The sequence below is a fragment of the Streptomyces sp. CC208A genome, from assembly GCF_030010625.1.
Lineage (GTDB): Bacteria > Actinomycetota > Actinomycetes > Streptomycetales > Streptomycetaceae > Streptomyces.
Window position 1 is genome coordinate 100,590 of record NZ_JASCXN010000010.1, and the last position, 21,052, is coordinate 121,641.

Sequence of the window (21,052 nt, forward strand, 5' to 3'; positions counted from 1 at the left end):
CACGGGCGCGGACACCGGTACGCGCGCGTGCCGGGACCCGTACCCCTCTCCGTACCCCCGCCGTCACCGGCACCACCCGCGGCACCGGCACCACATCACCACCGACCAGGACCGGCCAACCACGTGAGCTCCTCCTCCACCACCCGGCCGACGCCGCCGCACCAGGGACAGCCGTACCCGGGCGCGGGACGGCAGCGGACCCCCGGCGCGTACCGGCTGGTGCGCACGGCCCCGGTCCCGGTGGATCCCCCTCAGCTGGACGCAGCGCAGCGGGCGGTGGTTGAGCACGACCGGGGACCGCTCCTCGTCCTCGCCGGGCCCGGCACCGGCAAGACGACGACGCTGGTGGAGGCGGTCGCCGCCCGCGTGGAACGCGGCGCCGACCCCGAGCGGATCCTCGTCCTCACCTTCAGCCGCAAGGCCGCCGTCGAACTCCGCGACCGGATGGCCGGCCGGCTCGGCGGCCGCCGCCCGCCCCAGGCCACCACCTTCCACTCGTACTGCTACGCCCTCGTCCGGGCCCACCAGGACGCCGGACTCTTCGCCGAACCCCTCCGGCTGCTCTCCGGCCCCGAGCAGGACCTCGCCGTCCGCGAGCTCCTCGCCGGCCAGATCGACCTGGAACGGACCGGGGTCGGCGGCGTCCGCTGGCCCGACGAGCTGCGCGCCTGCCTCACCACCCGCGGCTTCGCCGACGAGGTGCGCGCCGTGCTCGCCCGCTCCCGCGAGCTCGGCCTCGGCCCCGACGAGCTCCGCCGCTTCGCCGAACGCGTCGGCCGCCCCGACTGGAAGGCCGCCGCCGGCTTCCTCGCCGAGTACCTCGACGTCCTCGACCTCCAGGGCGTCCTCGACTACACCGAGCTGGTGCACCGGGCCGTCCTCCTCGCCGAACGGATCACCCTCCCCACGTACGACGCGGTCTACGTCGACGAGTACCAGGACACCGACCCGGCCCAGGTCCGGCTGCTCACCGCGCTCACCGGCGGCGGCCGGACCACGGTCGTCGCCTTCGGCGACCCCGACCAGTCGATCTACGCCTTCCGCGGCGCCGACGTGAACGGCATCCTCGGCTTCCCCGCCGCCTTCGGCGGGGCCCCCGTCCGCGTCCTCCGCACCTCCCGCCGTGCCGGCGCGGGCCTGCTCGCCGCCACCCGGCAGCTCACCCAGCGGATGCCGCTGACCCGGCTGCCCGCCGAAGCGGTCCGCGCCCACCGCGAGCTCGCACCGGTACGGGACGGAGGCCGGGCCGAGGCGTACACCTACCCCACCGCCTCCGCCGAGGCCGAGAACATCGCGGACCTGCTGCGCCGCGCCCACCTGGAGGACGGCCTCCCCTGGGCCTCCATGGCCGTCCTCACCCGCGCCGCCACCCCCCTCCCCGCCCTCCGCCGAGCCCTCACCTCGGCCGGCGTCCCGGTGGAGACGGACGCGGCGGACACCCCTCTGCGCCACGAACCGGCGGTGGCGCCACTGCTGCTGGCGCTCCGCGTGGCCGCGACGGCGACCCCGCCCCTGGCCCCGGGCCCGACCCCGACCTCCGGCCCCGCACCGGACGGGACGCCTGTGCCGGAGGCCCCCGCACCGGACGGGACGCCTGTGCCGGAGGCCCCCGCGCCGGACGACGCGCCCGTGCAGGGGGCCCCCGCGCCGGGCGGGACGCCCGCACCGGAGACTTCCGCGCCGGACGAGACGCCCGCCTGGCTGGACGTACCGACCGCGCTCGAACTCCTCGCCTCGCCCCTCGCCGGCGTCGACCCCGCCGACCTCCGCCGGCTCGGCCGCGCCCTCCGGGACGAGGTGCGTGCCGCGGGGGACAGGACGCCGCCCCCCTCCGACGTCCTCCTCGCCCGCGCCCTCGCCGAGCCCGAGCGGCTCGCCGCGCACGACCCCTCCTACGCCCGCGGCGCCCAGCGCCTCGGGAAGCTCCTCCAGGAGGCCCGCGCGCTGCTCGCCGCCGGCGGCACCGCGGAGGAGGCCCTGTGGACGCTGTGGAGCGGCACGCCGTGGCCCGGCCGCCTGGAGCGCGCCGCGCTGCGCGGCGGGCCCGCCGGGCGCAACGCCGACCGGGACCTCGACGCCGTCTGCGCCCTCTTCGAGACCGCCGCCCGCGCCGAGGAACGGCTCGGCGGCCGTGGCGTGCTCAACTTCCTGGAGGAGCTCGACGCCCAGGACATCGCCGCCGACACCCTCACCCGCCGGCACACCCGCCCCGACGCGGTCCGGCTGATGACGGCTCACCGCTCCAAGGGCCTGGAGTGGAGCCTCGTCGTCGTGGCGGGCGTCCAGGAGGGCCTGTGGCCTGACCTGCGCCGCCGCGGCTCCCTCCTCGAAGCCGACCGCATCGGCCGCGACGGCCTCGCCGAACCGCTCACCCCCGGCGCCCTCCTCGCCGAGGAGCGCCGCCTCTTCTACGTGGCCGCCACTCGTGCCCGCGACCGGCTCGTCGTCACCGCCGTGAAGGCCCCCGCCGAGGACGGCGACCAGCCCTCCCGCTTCCTCACCGAGCTCGGCACCGAACCGAAGGAGGTGCCGGGCCGCCCCCGCCGTCCGCTCGCCGTCTCCGCGCTCGTCGCCGAGCTGCGCGCCACCACCGTCGACCCGGACGCCTCGCCGGGCCTCAGGGACGCCGCCGCCCGCCGCCTCGCCGAACTGGCGGCCCTCACCGACGAGGACGGGCAGCCGCTGGTGCCGGCCGCCCACCCGGACCGCTGGTGGGGCCTGCACGAGCCGACCCGCTCCACCGTGCCGCTGCGCGACCGCGACCGGCCCGTGGCGCTCTCCCCGAGCGCCCTGGAGAACCTGGCCTCCACCTGTTCCCTCCAGTGGTTCCTGGGCCGAGAGGTCAGGGCCGCCGAACCCGCCTCCGCCGCCCAGGGCTTCGGCAACGTCGTCCACGTCCTCGCCGACGAGGTCGCCTCCGGCCGCACCCCCGCCGACCTGGACGTCCTCATGGCCCGGCTCGACACGGTCTGGGACGCCCTCGCCTTCGACGCCCCCTGGAAGTCCGAGCAGGAGAAGGGGCACGCGCGCGTGGCCCTGGAACGGTTCCTGCGCTGGCACGTCATGGACCGCGGCGGCCGCACCCCCGCCGCCTCCGAGCACGGCTTCGACGTCACCCTGGACGCGGGGGAGTACCAGGTCCGCGTCCGCGGCTCCATGGACCGCGTGGAGACCGACGAACAGGGCCGCGCCTACGTCGTCGACTTCAAGACCGGCAAGTCCGCCCCCACGCGGGACGAGGTCGACCGCCACCCGCAGCTCGCCGTCTACCAGCTCGCCGTCCGCGAAGGCGCCCTGGACGAGGTCTTCGACGGCCGCCGCCCCGAGCCCGGCGGCGCCGAACTCGTACAGCTGCGCCAGGCCGCGCCCCAGAAGGAGGGCGGCGAGGCCCTGCCCAAGGTGCAGGCCCAGCGGCCGCCGGAGGGCGAGTGGATCGGCGAGCTGCTCGCCACCGCCGCAGGCCGGGTCCTCGACGAGCGCTTCGCCCCGACGACCGGCCGGCACTGCGAGACGTGCTCCTTCCGCGCCGCGTGCAGTGCCCGCCCCGAGGGCCGCCAGGTCGTCGACTGAGCGATACGTGACGGGAGTCACGTTCCCGGTCGCGCATCCTTTCGCCGCCTCGGCGTGTCAGTAATTCGCGCGGCATCGCATAAGAGCGCCGTGAAGAGAACCTGTGAACGTTCGCGTTCGAACACGCTGAGGAGTACGTGCATGAGGGCCAACCGGAAGCTCTGGGCCGCCGCGGCGATCTGCCTGACCGTCGTCGCCGGCGCCACCGGCTGCGGCACGGGCGACGACAAGCCCGCCGACCCCTTCGCGGGCCTCTCGGCCGACGACATCGCGAAGAAGGCCGTCGAGACGACCAAGGCCGCGACCTCCGTCCACCTGCAGGGCACGGGCGAGGAGGACGGCAAGGAGACCACCATCGACGTCACCGTGGACGACAAGGGCTCCTGCAAGGGCTCCATGTCCACGGCCGGCGAGGGCAAGGCCGAGATGGTCGGGGTCGACGGCGCCGTCTACCTGAAGGGCGACGACGCCTTCTGGTCCTCCTCGACGGGCGGCGAGGACGCCGACGCGGAGGGCGAGGAGGGCCCCGACTTCGGCGAGCTGCTCCAGGGCCGCTGGATGAAGACCCCCGCGGACGCCGCCGGGTCCGACGACTCCGACAACCTCTGCAACCTGAAGTCGCTCTTCGCCGACATGGAGAAGGAGACCCAGACCACCGGTCTCACCCGCGGCGACGACGCCGACGTGGACGGCGCCCAGGCCGTCGTCCTCACCGGCAAGGACGACAAGAAGGGCGAGTCCACCACGCTGTACGTGGCCAAGGACTCCGCCAAGCCGTACATCCTCCGCGTCGTGACCACCGGCGGCGACGAGCCCGGCACGGTCACCCTGAACGAGTACGACAAGCCGGTCACCGTCACCGCTCCGCCGTCCGACCAGGTCGCGGACATGGAGCAGATCATGAAGGACGCCCTCCAGGGCTGACCCCCGGCCGCTGAGTAGCGGCCACGCGTGCGTGGGGCGACCCTGGTGAAAGGGTCCGGGGGGCGAGGAGGCTCGTATGAGGTCCCAGTCCACGAGGTCCCGGGCCGGCCGCCGGAAGCTCCGCGCCGCCGCCGTCGTCTGCGCCGCCGTCGCCGTCGCGGGCCCCGCCCCGGCGGCGGCCTGGGCGGCGGCGGACGGCCCCGGCGGCGGCCTCCTGGCGCCGTCCCCGGACCCCTTCGACGGGCTCACCCCCGCACAGATCGCCGACCGGGCCGTCGACGCCACCCGCTCCGCCGACTCCCTGCGCATGACAGGCCGGATGGTCGCCGAGGGCCAGCGGCTCGACATCGACTTCTCCGTCGACGACCAGGGCTCCTGCACGGGCCGCGTCGGGATCGACGACGGCACCGCCGAGCTCCGCCGGCTCGACGAGACCACTTATCTGAAGGGCGACGAGGCGTTCTGGCGGCTCTCCATGGCCTCCCAGGGCGTGCCCGAGAACCAGATAGGGCCCGTGATCGAGCTCGTCGAGGGCCGCTGGCTCAAGATCGCCCCCGGTCAGACCGGCAGCGCCGACCTCGGAGAGATCTGCGACCTCAACTCCCTCCTCGGCGACCTCGGCCAGGACCAGGGCGACCGCGAGAACCTCAGGCGCGGCCCCGACCGCGAGGTCGACGGCACCCCCGTGGCGACCCTCGTCGAGAAGGAACCCGCCCAGGAGACGGACCCCGAGGCGGAGAAGGAATCCGAGGCGGAGAAGGAATCCGAGGCGGAGAAGGAATCCGAGGTGACCACCACCGTCTCCGTCGCCCAGGAGGGCAAGCCCTACATCCGGCAGGTCGTCAGGACCGGCGGCGACGAACCCGGCGAAGTGACCCTTTCCGACTACAACCGCCCGGTGAAGGTCACCGCCCCGCCCGCCGACGAGACCCTCGACCTCTCCCGGCTCGACCCCGGCACCCCGGCCTGAAACCTCATCACCTCACCGGCCGTCAGAGAGAAAGCGCAGGTGGGAGCGGGCGGAAGAGGGGGCCCGCCGGGAATGTCCGACCGCCCCGCTAGCCTCTTCCGGTGACCGCGCACCTCACCGACCCCGAGCAGCTCAAGGAGCTTCTCGGCATCCCCTTCACCCCGGAACAGACGGCCTGCATCACCGCCCCGCCCGCCCCCCAGGTCATCGTGGCCGGAGCCGGCTCCGGCAAGACCACGGTGATGGCGGCCCGGGTCGTGTGGCTGGTCGGCACCGGGCAGGTCGCCCCCGAGCAGGTCCTCGGTCTCACCTTCACCAACAAGGCCGCCGGCGAACTCGCCGAACGCGTCCGCACCGCCCTCGTCCGCGCCGGCGTCACCGACCCCGACGTCATCGACCCTGACAACCCGCCCGGCGAGCCCCGCATCTCCACGTACCACGCCTTCGCCGGCCGGCTTCTCACCGACCACGGCCTGCGCATCGGCCTCGAACCGACCTCCCGGCTCCTCGCCGACGCCACCCGCTTCCAGCTCGCCGCGCGCGTGCTGCGCGAGGCCCCCGGCCCGTACCCGGCGCTCACCGGCTCCTTCCCGACCCTCGTCGAACAGCTGCTCGCCCTCGACGCCGAGCTGGCCGAACACCTCGTCGAGCCCGCCGAGCTCCTCGCGTACGACGACGGCCTCCTCACCGAGCTCGCCGCGGCCAAGCTCACCAACGCCGACCTGCGCAAGCTCCCCACGACGGCCGCCGCCCGCCGCGAACTGACCGGACTCGTCACCCGCTACCGGGCCGCCAAGCGCTCCCGCGACCTCCTCGACTTCGGCGACCAGATCGCCCTCTCCGCGCGGCTCGCCACCACCCGCCCCGAGGTCGGCACGATCCTCCGCGACGAGTTCCGGGTCGTCCTCCTCGACGAGTACCAGGACACCTCCGTCGCCCAGCGGCTCCTCCTCTCCGGCCTCTTCGGCCAGGGCACCGGCCACCCCGTCACCGCCGTCGGCGACCCCTGCCAGGCCATCTACGGCTGGCGCGGCGCCTCCGTCGCCAACCTGGACGACTTCCCGGACCACTTCCCGTACGCCGACGGCACCCCCGCGAGCCGCTTCTCCCTCTCCGAGAACCGCCGCAGCGGCGGCCGCCTCCTCGACCTCGCCAACGGCCTCGCCGCCCCCCTGCGCGCGATGCACGCGGGCGTGGAGGCGCTGCGCCCCGCGCCGGGCGCCGAGGCCGACGGCACCGTCCGGATCGCCCTCCTCCCCACCCACGCGGAGGAGATCGACTGGCTCGCCGACTCCCTCGCCCACCTCGTCCGCACCGGCCGCGAACCCGGCTCCATGGCCGTCCTGTGCCGCACCGCCACCGACTTCCCCGCCCTCCACGCGGCCCTCGTCGCCCGGGACGTCCCCGTCGAGGTCGTCGGCCTCTCCGGCCTGCTCCACCTCCCCGAGGTCGCCGACCTCGTCGCCGTCTGCGAGGTCCTCCAGGACCCCGGGGCCAACGCCCCCCTGGTCCGCCTCCTCACCGGCCCCCGCTGGCGCATCGGCCCCCGCGACCTCGCCCTCCTCGGCCGCCGCGCCCGCCTCCTCGTCCACCGCGGCGGCACCGACACCGACGCCGACCCCGGACAGCGGCTCGCCGCGGCCGTCGAAGGCGTCGACCCCGCCGAGGTGATCTCCCTCGCCGACGCCCTCGACACCTTCCTCGACTCCGCCGGCCACCCCGACGACGGCCTGCCCTTCTCCGCCGAGGCCCGGGTCCGCTTCGCCCGCCTCGCCGCCGAACTCCGCTCGCTGCGCACCTCCCTCGCCGACCCCCTCATGGACGTCCTCCACCGGGTCCTCGCCGTCACCGGCCTGGAGGTCGAACTCTCCGCCTCCCCGCACGCCCTGGCCGCCCGCCGCCGCGAGACCCTCGGCAACTTCCTGGACGTCGCCGCCGGCTTCGCCTCCCTCGACGGCGAGGCGAGCCTCCTCGCCTTCCTCGGCTTCCTGCGCACCGCCGTCCAGTTCGAGAAGGGCCTCGACAACGCCCTCCCGGGCGGCGAGAACACCGTGAAGGTCCTCACCGCGCACAAGTCCAAGGGCCTGGAGTGGGACGTCGTCGCCGTCCCCGGCCTCGTCGCCGGCCAGTTCCCGTCCGCCCGCGCGCGTGAGGCCTGGACCTCACAGCCCCAGGTCCTCCCGCACGCCCTGCGCGGCGACGCGGCCACCCTCCCCGGCCTCGCCGCCTGGGACGCCAAGTCCCTGACGGCCTTCAAGGCCGCCATGAAGGACCACCAGCACACCGAGGAACTCCGCCTCGGCTACGTCACCTTCACCCGCCCCCGCACCCTCCTCCTCGCCTCCGCCCACTGGTGGGGCCCCTCCCAGAAGAAGCCCCGGGGCCCCTCCGCCTTCATGACGGCCCTGTACGAGCACTGCGCGAAGGGCCACGGCGACATCGAGGCCTGGGCCGAAGAACCGGAGAAGGACGCGGAGAACCCCCTCCTCGCCGAAGCCACCGCCGACCTCCCCTGGCCGCTGCCCCTGGACGAGGAGGCGCTGAAGCGCCGCAGGGAAGCGGCGGACGCCGTCCGGGCCCGGCTCCGGGCCTACGCACCGGAGGAGCCGTCGGACCCGCACCCCGAGGACCTCTGGCTCCCGGACGACCCGGAACAGGCCCCCGGAACCGTCCCGCACCCCCGCGACCACGAACTCACTCCGGAAGAGCTCCGGACCATCGCCTCCTGGGACCGCGACCTCACCGCCCTCACCGCCGAGCTCCGCCGCTCCCGCGCCACCACGCGGGACGTCGTCCTCCCCGCGTACCTCTCCGCCTCCCAGGTCCTCCGCCTCGCCGAGGACCCCGACGGCTTCGCGCGGGAGCTGGCACGCCCCATGCCGAAGCCGCCGCAGCCCGCGGCCCGCCGCGGCACCCGCTTCCACGCGTGGGTGGAGTCCCGCTTCGAGGAGCTGCCGCTGCCGTTCCTCGGCCCGGACGAGCTGCCCGGCGGCGAGGACTTCGCCGGCGAGCCGGAGATCGCCGACGAGCGGGACCTGGACGCCCTCAAGGAGGCCTTCGCGCGCACGCCGTACGCCCACCGCACCCCGTACCGAGTGGAGGTCCCCGTCCACCTCGCCCTCGCGGGCCGGGTCGTCCGGGGCAGGATCGACGCCGTCTACCGGGACCCGGAATCGGGCGCGTACGAGATCGTCGACTGGAAGACCAGCCACCAGCGGACCGCCGACCCCCTCCAGCTGGCGCTGTACCGGCTCGCCTGGGCCGAGCAGCACGGCCTGGAGCCGGAGGAGGTGGCCGCCGCGTTCGTGTACGTGCGGACCGGCGAGGTGGCCCGGCCGGCCCGGCTGCCCGGCCGGGCGGAGCTTGAGGCGATCCTGCTGGGCGGGGCACCCTCCGGTGCCGGATAGGCTCGTGAGCATGAGCGAGACCCCGGACAGCGCCGTCCAGCCCGTACGCGCGTACATCGAACAGCACCGCGCCGCCTTCCTCGACGACCTCGCCGACTGGCTGCGCATCCCGTCCGTCTCCGCGCAGCCGGAGCGGGCCGGGGACGTGCGGCGCAGCGCCGAGTGGCTCGCCACCGCCCTGAAGGAGACCGGCTTCCCCACGGCGGAGGTCTGGGAGACGGACGGCGCCCCCGCGGTCTTCGCCGAGTGGCCGTCCGACGACCCGGACGCGCCGACGGTCTTGGTCTACGGCCACCACGACGTGCAGCCCGCGGCCCGCGAGGACGGCTGGCACACCGACCCCTTCGAGCCGACGATCGTCGACGGGCGGATGTACGCGCGCGGGGCGGCCGACGACAAGGGCCAGGTGTTCTTCCACACCCTCGGGGTCCGCGCCCACCTCGCCGCGACCGGCCGCACCGCCCCCGCCGTCCACCTGAAACTGCTCGTGGAGGGCGAGGAGGAGTCGGGATCGACGCACTTCCGCGCGCTCGTCGAGGAGCGCGCGGGACGGCTCGCCACCGACGTGGTGATCGTCTCCGACACCGGCATGTGGTCCGAGACCACCCCGACCGTCTGCACCGGCCTGCGCGGGGTCGCCGACTGCGAGATCGACCTGTACGGCCCCGACCAGGACATCCACTCCGGTGCCTTCGGCGGCGCCGTCCCCAACCCGGCCACCGTCGCGGGCCGGATCGTCGCCGCCCTCCACGACGCCGACGAGCGGGTCGCGATCCCCGGCTTCTACGACGGCGTGACCGATCTCACCGACGAGGAGCGGCGGCTCCTCGCCGAGCTCCCCTTCGACGAGGCGGCGTGGCTGCGCACCGCCAAGTCCCACGGCACCCTCGGCGAGGCCGGCCACTCCACCCTGGAGCGGGTCTGGGCCCGCCCGACCGCCGAGGTCAACGGCATCGGCGGCGGCTACCAGGGCCCCGGCGGCAAGACGATCGTGCCCGCCTCCGCCCACCTCAAGCTGTCGTTCCGGCTGGTCGCGGGCCAGGACCCGGACCGGATCGAGACGGTGGTACGGGAGTGGCTGGCCGGCCTCGTGCCCGCCGGGATCCGGTACGAGATCGTCTTCGGCGCCCCGACCCGCCCCTGCCTCACCCCGCTCGGCCACCCGGCCCTCACCGCGGTGGCCGGGGCGATGAGCCGGGCCTTCGACGGGACCACCGTCCGCTACACGCGCGAGGGCGGCTCGGGACCGGCCGCCGACCTCCAGGACGTCCTGGACGCGCCGGTGCTCTTCCTGGGCATCTCGGTCCCGTCCGACGGCTGGCACGCCCCGAACGAGAAGGTCGAACTGGACCTCCTCATGAAGGGCGTGGAGACGACCGCGTACCTGTGGGGCGACCTGCCGGCCGCCCTGCGGGCGGCCGGGCGCTGACGCCGGGGCCGTACGCCGTGACCACTGACACCGATCCGGGGGAGTTGGAAGCACCTGTGAGCAGCACCATGAACAACGCGTTCGCGGACCGCCCGATCTCGCTCACCGCTCCGAGCGGGATCGACCGCGCCGCCCACCACCGCCTCGACGAGGCCTGGCTCGCGGCGGCCTGGAGCCACCCGACCACCCGCGTCTTCGTGGTCTCCGGCGGCCAGGTGCTGATCGACGACCGGCCCGACGGCACCACCGAGCTCGTCATGACCCCGGCGTTCGAGGCGCCGATGACCGAGACCCACCGGTACTTCCTCGGCACCGACGCCGAAGGCGTCTCCTACTTCGCGCTCCAGAAGGACTCGCTGCCCGGCCGCATGGACCAGTCGGCCCGTCCGGCGGGCCTGCGCGAGGCCGGTCTGCTCCTGTCGCCGCGCGACGCGGGTCTGATGACCCACGCGGTCGCCCTGGAGAACTGGCAGCGCCTCCACCGCTTCTGCTCCCGCTGCGGCGAGCGCACGGTGATCGCGGCCGCCGGGCACATCCGCCGCTGCCCGGTCTGCGGCGCCGAGCACTACCCGCGCACCGACCCGGCGGTGATCATGCTGGTCACCGACGATCAGGACCGGGCGCTGCTCGGCCGCCAGGTGCACTGGCCGGAGGGCCGCTTCTCGACGCTGGCCGGCTTCGTGGAGCCGGGCGAGTCGATCGAGCAGGCGGTGGTCCGCGAGGTCTTCGAGGAGGCGGGCGTCACCGTCGGCGAGGTCGAGTACCTGGCCAGCCAGCCGTGGCCCTTCCCGTCCAGCCTGATGCTCGGCTTCTTCGCGCGGGCCACCTCTCCCGAGATCGAGGTGGACGGCGAGGAGATCCACGAGGCCCGCTGGTTCTCCCGCGGGGACCTGGAGGCCGGCTTCGCCTCGGGCGAGGTGCTGCCGCCCTACGGCATCTCGATCGCCTCCCGCCTGATCGAGCTCTGGTACGGCAAGCCGCTGCCGAAGCCCGGCGACGTCGTCTGACGGTCCCGCACCGACGAAGGGCCCCGGCCGGTGCGGCCGGGGCCCTTCGTACAGGGGCGGGACGGGCTCAGACGCCGAGCGCCTGCTTGACCTGCGCCAGGCTCGGGTTCGTCATGACGACCTCGTCGGCGCCGGAGACCGGCACCACGCGGACGGTCGGAACGGTCTGGTTGCCGCCGTTGGCCTGCTCGACGAAGGCGGCCGACGCGGGGTCCTGCTCGATGTTGATCTCCGTGTACGCGATGCCCTCGCGGTCCAGCTGGCCCTTCAGACGGCGGCAGTAGCCGCACCACTCGGTGCTGTACATCGTCACAGTGCCCTGCATGACCAGGCGCTCCTCTTGGGTCGGGGTCGGTGCCGAAGGAAGAACGTACGCCACCGCCCCGCCCATTCCCCCGCCCCACGTGACCTGCGCCGCCCCGGACTCGCCGGGTGTGACCGTACGACCACGGGGGGTGCGGCCGTACGGGCCGTGACCGGTGCAACCGGGCGAGGCCGTGACCTGTACGGCCGTGCGGGCCGTGACCAGTGCGACCGTACGACCGCGACCGGTGTGTTCGTACGACCGCGACCCCCGGCCTGTGGACAACGCGCCGCACCGGTCCCGCCCGACCTGGCAGCATGGCGGAGTGACAGCAGCAACCCATTCCCCTCTCTTCCCGCGGGTCCCGGAGACCGCCGACGCGGTGCTCGACGGGCTCGACCCGGAGCAGCGCGAGGTCGCCCTGGCCCTGCACGGTCCCGTCTGCGTCCTCGCGGGCGCCGGCACGGGCAAGACCCGGGCGATCACCCACCGGATCGCCTACGGGGTGCGGGCCGGTGTGCTGCCGCCCGCGAGCGTGCTCGCCGTCACCTTCACCAACCGTGCCGCGGGCGAGATGCGCGGGCGGCTGCGCCAGCTCGGCGCGGGCGGGGTACAGGCCCGTACCTTCCACTCGGCGGCCCTCCGGCAGCTCCAGTTCTTCTGGCCGAAAGCGATCGGTGGCCCGCTGCCCCGGCTCCTGGAGCGCAAGGCCCCGCTGGTGGCCGACGCCGCGGCCCGCTGCCGGCTCCGGCTCGACCGGAACGAGCTGCGGGACGTCACGGCGGAGATCGAGTGGGCCAAGGTCACCCAGACCGTGCCCGCCGACTACCCCGCGGCCGTCGTCCGCTCAGGGCGCGAGGCCCCCCGGGACCCGGCCGAGACCGGCCAGCTCTACGCGATGTACGAGCGGCTCAAGGGCGAGCGCTCGGTCATCGACTTCGAGGACGTGCTGCTGCTCACCGTCGGCATCCTCCAGGACCGGCACGACATCGCCGAGCAGATCCGCCGCCAGTACCAGCACTTCGTCGTCGACGAGTACCAGGACGTCTCCCCGCTCCAGCAGCGCCTCCTGGAGCTCTGGCTGGGGGAGCGGGACAGCCTCTGCGTGGTCGGCGACGCCAGCCAGACCATCTACTCCTTCACCGGCGCCACCCCCGACCACCTGCTCGACTTCCGCGTCCGCCACCCGCACGCGACCGTGGTCAAGCTGGTCCGCGACTACCGCTCCACTCCCCAGGTCGTCCACCTCGCCAACGGGCTCCTGAACCAGGCCCGCGGCCGGGCCGCCGACCACCGCCTGGAGCTGGTCTCGCAGCGCGAGCGCGGCCCCGAGCCCGTCTACACCGAGTACGCGGACGAGCCCGCGGAGGCCGAGGGCACCGCCCGCCGGGTCCGCGACCTGATCGCCGCCGGCGTCCCGGCCGGCGAGATCGCCGTCCTCTACCGGATCAACGCCCAGTCGGAGGTCTACGAACAGGCCCTCGCCGACGCCGGCATCCCCTACCAGCTGCGCGGCGCCGAGCGCTTCTTCGAGCGCCAGGAGGTGAAGGCGGCGATCGCGGCCCTGCGCGGCTCGGCCCGCTTCACCGCGAACAATCCGCTCCTCGACGACGTCGAGGACCTGCCCTCCCAGGTACGAGCGCTGCTTTCCGGCCAAGGCTGGACCAGTGAGCCGCCGGCCGGTTCCGGCGCCGTCCGGGACCGCTGGGAGTCGCTGGCCGCGCTCGCCCGGCTCGCCGACGACTTCGCCGCCGCCCACCCCGGCGCCACCCTCTCCGACCTGATCGCCGAGCTCGACGAGCGGACCGCCGCCCAGCACGCCCCCACCGTCCAGGGCGTCACCCTCGCCTCGCTGCACGCCGCCAAGGGCCTGGAGTGGGACGCCGTCTTCCTGGTCGGCCTCACCGACGGCATGCTGCCGATCACCTACGCCAAGACCGACGAGCAGATCGAGGAGGAGCGCCGCCTGCTCTACGTGGGCGTCACCCGCGCCCGCGTCCACCTCACGCTCTCCTGGGCGCTCTCCCGCTCCCCGGGCGGCCGCCCGAGCCGGGTCCCCAGCCGTTTCCTCAAGGGCCCGCGCCCCGGCTCCGGCAGCCGCGCCGGCGGCCACGGCGCCTCGGCCGGCGGCATCGAGCGCGGCGGCACCGGCCCCCTCGCCGGCGCCGGCCGCCGCAGGCCCCGCGGCCCCGTCCGCTGCCGGGTCTGCGGCGCCACCCTCACCGAGGCCGGCGCCATGAAACTGCTCCGCTGCGAGGACTGCCCCTCCGACATGGACGAGGGCCTGTACGAGCGGCTGCACGCGTGGCGCGAGGAGCGGGCCCGGGCGCTCGGCCAGCCCGCCTACTGCGTCTTCACCGAGAAGACCCTCATGGCCATCGCCGAGCGGGTCCCCGCCACCCGGGGCGAGCTGGCCATGATCGCCGGGGTCGTCGCCCGCAAGCTCGACCGCTTCGGAGCCGACGTCCTCGCCATCTGCGCAGGTGAAGACAGGCGCGAAGAAGGCGTGACGGACACGGAGGGCACCTGATCGAAACTCGTGGGAAAAATAGTTTGCGCCCGCCCCGTCAAGCCCCATAGGTTCTTAACCACGACACAGCGGCTTCTTTGAAGCCCTGTCCTCGTGCTGTACTTGTCCAAATGAAAACCTGAGGGTCCGGCTCGCACCCGAGCCCTCCGAGACGCCGAGAGGAGGCGATTCCAGTGATCAGCAACATCAACATCAGCACCACCACCGTCAGCCCGGCCATTGCCATGGCCAAAATGACCGATCGCCCGGTCGCCTCCGCCTGCTCGCTCGGCCTCTCCGCTTCCGCGCTCCTTGGCAGCGGTCTGCCCGTCACCGGTCTCCCCGTCCTGGGTCTCGCCGGCCGCGGCATGTCCGTCATCGAGCGCGATGAGCGACCGACCAAGGCACGGGTGGCTGAAGAGGGCAAGGCCGGATTCACGGCCTATGGCTTCGCGGCGGCCGGTGCCGGCAAGCAGCAGACGACGCAGCACCACACGATGTGGGCCTTCCGTGGGCTCGAACCCTGGAGTGATCCAGCCTGATCCGATCAGGCCGGCGCCTTCAGGGCCGCGGAACCCCACCCGGGATCCGCGGCCCTTCTGTTTGTCCCCGAACGGGGACGACGGAGCGAAGGAGCCTCGGGACAACACAACCCGGTACCAGCCGAAGACCCGGCCCACCGGCCGGAACGACCAGACGAGGAAAGACACCCGTGCAACTCGAAGCGCACGCCCCGTCCGTACCGCCTTCCGAAACGATCCCCCCGTCCGGCCTCACGGAGGACCACACCTTGACCCCCCTGACATCGCTCACCGCGCTCGACGACGCCATCGAGAACCTCGGCGTCCCCGTCCCCTGCCGCGCCTACGACCCGGAGGTCTTCTTCGCCGAGTCCCCGGCCGACGTGGAGTACGCCAAGTCCCTCTGCAAGACCTGCCCGCTGGTCGCGGCCTGCCTCGCCGGTGCCAAGGAGCGCCGTGAGCCCTGGGGTGTCTGGGGCGGCGAGCTCTTCGTCCAGGGTGTCGTCGTCGCCCGCAAGCGGCCCCGTGGCCGCCCGCGCAAGAACCCGGTCGCGGCATGACCGCCCTCTCCTGGGAGGCACCCCACAAGGCCCCCAGGCGCACCGGAACGATCGACCACCCCCTCACGCACGATCCCCAGAAGCAGGCCCCGATGACCACGCCCGCCACCGAGCCCACCGGCTCCGCTACCCCCGTCTTCACCACCGCCGGCGCCCCCGCGCTGCGTCAGAACAGGACCCGTGACATGCAACTCATCCCAGAAGCCCTGGCCCGTGCTCATATGCACGAGCGACAGCGTGAGGCCGATGCGGAACGTCAGGCCGCGCGCCTGATCGCCGCCCGGCGCATGCAGCGCCGCGCCGAGCGCGTCTCGCTGCGCGCCCGCCGCGCGCTGGCCATGGCCGTCATGCACTGATCGCCCCACCAGGCGTCCCCGCGGGGGCCGGTCCGAACGGACCGGCCCCCGCGGTGCGTTGCGCCGCCGCGGAGCCCCCGCCGGGCTATCGTCACGAGGATGAACGAGCCCCGCACCGGGGAGGAGCCCGTCGCCTGCGCACGCTGCGGCAGGACCGCCGACACCCTCCCGATCACCTGGACCTGCTCCGTCGAGAACGGCCGCCGCCAGTACTTCTGCGAGGAGTGCGCCCGCACCCACATCCGGGCCATCGAGGGCCGCCTCGACTCCTCCTGGTGGTGACCGGCCCTCAGGCCCCGTCCGGCGCCGCCGGGTCGAAGCCGGGCAGCCAGGCGCTCAGCTCCTCCCGCAGCCGGACCGTCGCGTTCAGCTGGCACAGCACCCCGATCGTGGACAGCGTCACCCGGTGGATCAGCAGGTACGAGGGCGGCAGGTTCAACTGCCGCCCCAGCTGGTGCGCGGGGGAGCGGGGGTCGGCGATCCGGGCCGCCTGCGTCCGCATCCAGTTCCGGGTGAAGAGGAAGGACTCCGCCCCGGCCGGCTCGATGATCGGCCGCAGGTACTCCAGGACCTCGTCCGGGTCGAGCTCCACCGACTCCTTCACGAAGCCCTCCGCCCGCAGCAGCGCGTACACCGGCTCGGCCTCCCCGGCCAGCGCCATCCGCAGACAGGTCCCGATCGTCTCCGGCAGCCCGCCCGGCAGCCGGTCCACCGTGCCGAAGTCCAGGACCCCGAGCCGCCACCCCGCCGGATCGTCCGATCCGTCATCGGCGTCGGCGGGCAGCAGCCGGAAGTTCCCCGGGTGCGGGTCGGCGTGCAGCAGCCCCGTCCGGGCCGGACCGGAGAACAGGAACCGGGCGAGGAGCTGCCCTGCCCGGTCCCGCTGCTCCTGACCGCCCTCCGCGATCACCTCCGCGAGCGGGATCCCCTCCATCCACTCGGTCACCAGGACCTGCTCCGCCTGGTGCACCACCGCCGGCACCACCACGTCCGGATCGTCCGCGAAGACCTCGGCGTGCTCCCGCTGGGCCCGCGCCTCCAGCGCGTAGTCCAGTTCCTCCGCCACCCGCTCCCGCAACTCCGCGATCAGCGGCTTCACCTCGATCCCCGGCACCAGCGGCCCAAGCAGCCGGGCGAACCGGCTCAGTTGCGCCAGATCCGACAGCAGGGCCTCCCCGGCGCCCGGGTACTGCACCTTCACCGCGACCTCGCGCCCGTCGTGCCACACCGCCCGGTGCACCTGCCCGATCGACGCGGCCGCCGCCGGCTTGTCCTCGAACTCCAGGAACCGCTCCCGCCATCCGGCCCCGAGCCGCTCCTCCAGGACCGCGTGCACCGTCCGCACCGGCATCGGCGGCGCCGCGTCCTGAAGCTTCGTCAGCGCCGCCCGGTAGGGACCGGCGAGCTCCTCCGGCAGCGCCGACTCGAAGACCGACAGCGCCTGGCCGAACTTCATGGCCCCGCCCTTGAGTTCGCCGAGCACCTTGAACAGCTGCTCCGCCGTGCGCTCCTGGAGCTCCCGGGCGACGAACTCGGCCGACCTGCCCCCGATCCGCTTGCCCAGGCCCCAGGTCGCGCGGCCCGCGAAACTCAGCGGCAACGCGGCCAACTTGGCGGTCCGGGTGACCGCCTTCCGGGGAAGATCAGACATGCGCCCCTCCAATTCCCAGACTGCCGTGCCGCGCAGAGCCGCGCCCCGCCATTGTGGACCGCGCCTCCCCGGCTGCCGAGGCGCCCACCCCCACCCTGCCCTGTGCGGCTCCGCAGGGACAGGCCGGGTGCGGCACCAGCCGCTCCGACCGCCACTCCCACCACGGCAGCGCCACCTCCCAGCGGGTCCCCGTACAGGCCGGAAGCTCCCCGTCCAGGAAGGCCAGCGCGTGTCCGGCGGCAAGCCCGGCCACCGCCGTCGCCAGCGCCACGTCACAGGCCGGCAGCGGATGCGGCGCGCCCGAGCGCCACTGCGCGAGGAGCCGCGGCCACACCGGGTCCCGGTCCGTCGCCTCCTCCTGGAGACAGCGGGCGCACGCCGTCCCGCCCGGCAGCACCAGCGGCCCCACGAGCCCGGTCGCCTCAAGCACCCCCGCGTACAGATGGGGCACCCCCGCCGCCATCCACGGCTCCGCCGCCACCGGATCCGGCACCAGCACCCCGAGGCCGTCCCGGGGCGTCACCACCACGAGCGACACCGGTCCACCGCCGTCCCCGTCACCCGGTCCGGCCCGGCGGCCCGCCCGCCGCGCGGCCACCGGACCGCGCGCCCAGCGCCCCACGAGCCGCCGGGCCGCCGCCACCCGCCGCTCGCCGACCGCCTCGGCCGGCAGCCCGCCCGGCGCCGTCTCCCACGGCTCGACCCGGCCCCCGTCCACCACCTCCACCCCGCCCACGCCCGCCGCCGCGAGCAGCGCCGCCACCATCGCGCCCACCCGCCCGGCACCCCGCACCCGCACCCGCTGCTCCCGGCGGGCCGCCAGCGTCCGCAGCGCCCGGTCCGGCTCCGGGCACACCACCGACAGCGAGGCCAGATCCGCCCGCAGCGGATCCAGCGCCGTGTCCGCCGCCCCCGCCGCAGGCCCGGCCCGCCCCGGCCGCCCGGCCCCCGCCTCCACCAACAGCCCTGCCGCCGCGAGCCGCCCGAGCAGCGCGTCGAACCGTCCCTCCGGCAGCCCCAGCTCCGCCGCCTCCGCCCGCAGCAGCGCCGTCCCGCGCGTCCCGTCCATCAGCCCGAGCAGCCGGCCCGTCGCCGCGTCCACCTGATCCAGCACCACCGCGTGCGCCGGCGCCACCCCGTACTGCGCACACGTCAGACTCCGCCACGCCCGACGCAGCGCCGGCTTCACCATCGGATGCATCCCCGCTCCCGCTTCCTCGACCCGTCCCGCACGACGTCTCCCGTGACGCCCGCGGGACCAGGCTGCCCGGCCCCGCGGAAGCGCGCCGAGAGTTGTCCACAGGCAGTCGAGTAAGTCGTACTGATCACACGAAGGCGTCGAAAGTGCCGATGGACGTGCGGGGCGCCGGGCGATACGCGGCCGGTACCGTCGGGGGCGTGCCAGCCGACCCCAGCCTCCGCCCCACCGACCGCGCCCCGGGCACCGGGGAGGTCGAGATCCGCAGGAGCGCCCGCCGTACCCGTTCCGTCTCCGCGTACCGCGAGGGGGACCGCACGGTCGTCCTCATCCCGGCCCGGATGTCCCAGGCCGAGGAGCGCCGCTGGGTCGGGGTGATGCTGGAGAAGCTCGCCGCGAAGGAGAAGAACAGGGAGCGGCGCAAGAGCCTCGGCGACGGCGAGCTGGCCGAGCGCGCCCTGCGGCTCTCGGAGCAGTACCTCGACGGCCGGGCCCGGCCCGTCTCGGTCCGCTGGGTCACCAACCAGAACAGCCGCTGGGGCTCCTGCACCCCCGCCGAGGGCAGCATCCGGCTCTCCCACCGGCTCCAGCCGATGCCCGAGTACGTGGTCGACTACGTCCTCCTGCACGAGCTCGCCCACCTCCTCGTCCCCGGTCACGGCCCCGGGTTCTGGCGGCTCCTGGAGGCGTACCCGCGCACCGAGCGGGCCCGCGGCTACCTCGAAGGAGTGGACGCCGCCGCCCGGCTCCCGCACCCGGTGGACGGGGAGCCCGCGCCCTGACGCCCGATGTTCCCGATTCCGTACCGGAACCGTCCCGCCCTGTCTCGATGTCGTTCCCAGCGGTTAGCCTGGCGCGAGCACTCGCCATCGGGATGGGGGACGGTCGTTACGCATGGCCAGGGAATTCCAACGCGGCCACAAGGCCAGGATCAGTGATCTGACCGCGGGCACCGATCTGTACGTGGGCGTGCAGATCGCGGCTCCCGGGCTGACCTTCGACATCAGCTGCTTCGGGCTCGACGCCGACGAGCGCCTGTCCGACGACCGGTACTTCGTCTTCTTCAACCAGCCGAAGTCGCCGGAGGAGTCCATCCAGCTGCTCGGGGCGCAGGCGGGGGACACCGAGTCCTTCCGCGTCACCCTTGACCGGATCCCCCCGCAGATCCAGAAGCTCTCCTTCACCGCCACCATCGACGGCGACGGCCAGATGTCGCAGATCGGCCCCGGCTGGATCCGGATCGTCGCGGGCGGCGAGGAGGTCGCCCGCTACGCCTTCACCGGCGCCGAGTTCTCCACCGAGCGCGCGGTCATGCTCGGCGACTTCTACCTGAAGGACGTGTGGCGGTTCGCCGCCGTCGGCCAGGGCTTCGACGGCGGCCTGGAGGCGCTGCTCCGGAACTTCGGCGGCGAGGTCCTGGAGGAGGAGCAGCCCGCCGCCCCGCAGCCCGCCGCCCCCCAGCAGGCCGCGCCCCCCGCCTTCGGCGTCCCCGTCGAGGCCGCCGCGCCCCCGGCCTTCGGCGCGCCCGCCGCCCCGGCCCCGGCCCCCGTTTTCGGTGCCCCGCAGACCCCGGCCCCGGCCCCCACTCCCGCTCCGGCTCCGACCCCGAATCCGGCCCCCGGCTACGGCCCGCAGGCGCCGACCCCGCCGCCCGCGCCGCAGCCGGTGCACACCCAGCCCACCATGGTCGCGCCGCTCGCCCCCGCCCCGGTGCCGCCCCCGGCCCCCGCCCCGGGAGCCCCCGGCCCGTACGGGCAACCCCCGCAGGCCCCCTACGGGCAGGTCCCGGGCCAGACCCCGCCGCACGGCGCCCCCTACGGGCAGCCGCCGCAGGCCCCGTACGGCCAGCAGCCCGGATACGGCCAGCAGCCGGGTTACGGCCAGCCGGCCCCCTACGGGCAGCAGCCTGGCATGCCCCCCGGGATGCCCCCGGGCATGCCGCAGGGCGGCGTCCCGCAGGGCGCGCCCGCGGCCGGCGCCGGACTCGCCGCCGCGCTCGCGCCCTACAAGGAGACCGCCACCGGCACCCGCTGGGCCCCGCAGAACCAGCAGCTCATGCGGGTCGACCTCGGCATGGGCGGCACCCCCGTCCTCGCCCGCCAGGGCTCCATGGTCATGTACCAGGGCAAGGTCGACTTCTCCTACAAGGGCGCCGGTTTCGCCGGCCGGATCGTCGGAAACGCCACCGGCCAGGAGATGCAGCTGATGCGCTGCACCGGCCGCGGCCAGGTCTTCCTCGCCGAGAACGCCGCCCATCTGCACCCGATCGAGCTCCAGGGCGACGCCCTGTGCGTCTCCGCGGAGAACGTGCTCGCCTTCGACGAGTCCCTCCAGTACGAGGTCCGCCGCATCGAGGGCCACGGCATCCCCGGCGGCGCCCTGTTCACCATGCAGTTCCAGGGCACCGGCACCGTGGTCGTCAAGACCAACGGCGTCCCCGTCGTCCTGCCCGTCACCCCCACGACCTTCGCCGACTGCAACGCGGTCGTCGCCTGGTCGGCAGGCTCGCAGGTCATCCTCTCCAGCCAGGTGCGCCTCCGGCGCAACGCCTACCCGGGCCACAGCGGGGAGACCGTGAACCTCCAGTTCCGGGGCGCCCCCGGCAACTTCATCGTCGTCCAGCCGTACGAGGTCTGAGGGAGCCCG

Annotated in this window: 16 protein-coding genes; 13 read left to right on the forward strand and 3 right to left on the reverse strand. The window is 74.5% G+C overall.

Translation table 11 applies throughout. The annotated features are described in order from the left end of the window. Positions 1–123: 123 nt before the first annotated feature. The 6 genes from QK442_RS13755 (at position 124) to nudC (ending at position 11,307) form a co-directional block, all read left to right on the forward strand. Complete coding sequence (locus QK442_RS13755) at positions 124–3,570, forward strand: ATP-dependent DNA helicase (protein ID WP_282694206.1); 3,447 nt, start codon at positions 124–126, stop codon at positions 3,568–3,570. 141 nt (positions 3,571–3,711) lie between these two features. After that, a complete protein-coding gene (locus tag QK442_RS13760; RefSeq protein ID WP_282694207.1) occupies positions 3,712–4,494 on the forward strand; it encodes a hypothetical protein in 783 nt (260 codons plus the stop codon). Between the two features lie 76 nt (positions 4,495–4,570). After that, positions 4,571–5,464 carry a hypothetical protein gene (locus QK442_RS13765; RefSeq protein WP_282694208.1) on the forward strand — a complete coding sequence of 298 codons (894 nt, stop codon included), beginning with the start codon at positions 4,571–4,573 and terminating at the stop codon, positions 5,462–5,464. A 101-nt stretch (positions 5,465–5,565) separates the two neighbouring features. Continuing rightward, positions 5,566–8,871, forward strand: coding sequence for a UvrD-helicase domain-containing protein (locus QK442_RS13770; RefSeq protein WP_282694209.1), 3,306 nt, complete (start codon positions 5,566–5,568; stop codon positions 8,869–8,871). Positions 8,872–8,881: 10 nt separating this feature from the next. After that, a complete protein-coding gene (locus tag QK442_RS13775; RefSeq protein ID WP_282694210.1) occupies positions 8,882–10,300 on the forward strand; it encodes a dipeptidase in 1,419 nt (472 codons plus the stop codon). A gap of 68 nt (positions 10,301–10,368) precedes the next feature. Next, positions 10,369–11,307: an NAD(+) diphosphatase gene (gene nudC, locus QK442_RS13780; RefSeq protein ID WP_282694286.1), complete on the forward strand. Its 939-nt coding sequence runs from the start codon at positions 10,369–10,371 to the stop codon at positions 11,305–11,307. 67 nt (positions 11,308–11,374) lie between these two features. On the opposite strand, the gene QK442_RS13785 is transcribed toward nudC, so the two are convergent. After that, the gene (locus tag QK442_RS13785) at positions 11,375–11,632 is read right to left on the reverse strand and encodes a mycoredoxin (protein WP_282694211.1); all 258 of its coding nucleotides are present in this window, start codon (positions 11,630–11,632) and stop codon (positions 11,375–11,377) included. 304 nt (positions 11,633–11,936) lie between these two features. Here QK442_RS13785 and QK442_RS13790 point away from each other — a divergent pair, with 304 nt between their 5' ends. From QK442_RS13790 to QK442_RS13810, 5 genes are all read left to right on the forward strand, one after another. Beyond that, on the forward strand, positions 11,937–14,141 hold the full coding sequence (locus QK442_RS13790) for an ATP-dependent DNA helicase UvrD2 (protein ID WP_282694212.1): 2,205 nt from the start codon (positions 11,937–11,939) through the stop codon (positions 14,139–14,141). Positions 14,142–14,365: 224 nt separating this feature from the next. Then, positions 14,366–14,662 carry a hypothetical protein gene (locus tag QK442_RS13795; RefSeq protein WP_282694287.1) on the forward strand — a complete coding sequence of 99 codons (297 nt, stop codon included), beginning with the start codon at positions 14,366–14,368 and terminating at the stop codon, positions 14,660–14,662. Positions 14,663–14,832: 170 nt separating this feature from the next. Next, complete coding sequence (locus QK442_RS13800) at positions 14,833–15,201, forward strand: WhiB family transcriptional regulator (protein ID WP_030498052.1); 369 nt, start codon at positions 14,833–14,835, stop codon at positions 15,199–15,201. Beyond that, the gene (locus QK442_RS13805) at positions 15,198–15,557 is read left to right on the forward strand and encodes a hypothetical protein (RefSeq protein ID WP_282694213.1); all 360 of its coding nucleotides are present in this window, start codon (positions 15,198–15,200) and stop codon (positions 15,555–15,557) included. The genes QK442_RS13800 and QK442_RS13805 overlap by 4 nt, the downstream gene beginning before the upstream one ends. A gap of 99 nt (positions 15,558–15,656) precedes the next feature. Continuing rightward, entirely contained in the window at positions 15,657–15,839 is a 183-nt protein-coding gene (locus tag QK442_RS13810; protein ID WP_282694214.1) for a hypothetical protein, read from the forward strand. Positions 15,840–15,846: 7 nt separating this feature from the next. Here the strand turns inward: QK442_RS13810 and QK442_RS13815 are convergent, their stop codons facing one another. Continuing rightward, positions 15,847–17,208, reverse strand: coding sequence for an AarF/ABC1/UbiB kinase family protein (locus QK442_RS13815; protein ID WP_282694215.1), 1,362 nt, complete (start codon positions 17,206–17,208; stop codon positions 15,847–15,849). Continuing rightward, complete coding sequence (locus QK442_RS13820) at positions 17,201–18,409, reverse strand: TOMM precursor leader peptide-binding protein (protein ID WP_282694216.1); 1,209 nt, start codon at positions 18,407–18,409, stop codon at positions 17,201–17,203. Before QK442_RS13820 ends, QK442_RS13815 begins: the two co-directional genes overlap by 8 nt. A 197-nt stretch (positions 18,410–18,606) precedes the next feature. Here QK442_RS13820 and QK442_RS13825 point away from each other — a divergent pair, with 197 nt between their 5' ends. Both QK442_RS13825 and QK442_RS13830 read left to right on the forward strand, forming a co-directional pair. Then, positions 18,607–19,188, forward strand: a complete 582-nt coding sequence (locus tag QK442_RS13825) for a M48 family metallopeptidase (RefSeq protein ID WP_282694217.1) — start codon at positions 18,607–18,609, stop codon at positions 19,186–19,188. 112 nt (positions 19,189–19,300) lie between these two features. Then, positions 19,301–21,043, forward strand: coding sequence for a TerD family protein (locus tag QK442_RS13830; RefSeq protein WP_282694218.1), 1,743 nt, complete (start codon positions 19,301–19,303; stop codon positions 21,041–21,043). Positions 21,044–21,052: the final 9 nt, after the last annotated feature.

Bases quoted from the DNA above. Each gene is read 5' to 3' on its own strand.
- QK442_RS13760 (WP_282694207.1), top strand. From the start codon at position 3,712: ATGAGGGCCAACCGGAAGCTCTGGGCCGCCGCGGCGATCTGCCTGACC.
- QK442_RS13765 (WP_282694208.1), top strand. From the start codon at position 4,571: ATGAGGTCCCAGTCCACGAGGTCCCGGGCCGGCCGCCGGAAGCTCCGC.
- QK442_RS13775 (WP_282694210.1), top strand. From the start codon at position 8,882: ATGAGCGAGACCCCGGACAGCGCCGTCCAGCCCGTACGCGCGTACATC.
- nudC (WP_282694286.1), top strand. From the start codon at position 10,369: ATGAACAACGCGTTCGCGGACCGCCCGATCTCGCTCACCGCTCCGAGC.
- QK442_RS13785 (WP_282694211.1), bottom strand. From the start codon at position 11,632: ATGCAGGGCACTGTGACGATGTACAGCACCGAGTGGTGCGGCTACTGC.
- QK442_RS13795 (WP_282694287.1), top strand. From the start codon at position 14,366: ATGGCCAAAATGACCGATCGCCCGGTCGCCTCCGCCTGCTCGCTCGGC.
- QK442_RS13805 (WP_282694213.1), top strand. From the start codon at position 15,198: ATGACCGCCCTCTCCTGGGAGGCACCCCACAAGGCCCCCAGGCGCACC.
- QK442_RS13810 (WP_282694214.1), top strand. From the start codon at position 15,657: ATGAACGAGCCCCGCACCGGGGAGGAGCCCGTCGCCTGCGCACGCTGC.
- QK442_RS13815 (WP_282694215.1), bottom strand. From the start codon at position 17,208: ATGTCTGATCTTCCCCGGAAGGCGGTCACCCGGACCGCCAAGTTGGCC.
- QK442_RS13820 (WP_282694216.1), bottom strand. From the start codon at position 18,409: ATGCATCCGATGGTGAAGCCGGCGCTGCGTCGGGCGTGGCGGAGTCTG.
- QK442_RS13830 (WP_282694218.1), top strand. From the start codon at position 19,301: ATGGCCAGGGAATTCCAACGCGGCCACAAGGCCAGGATCAGTGATCTG.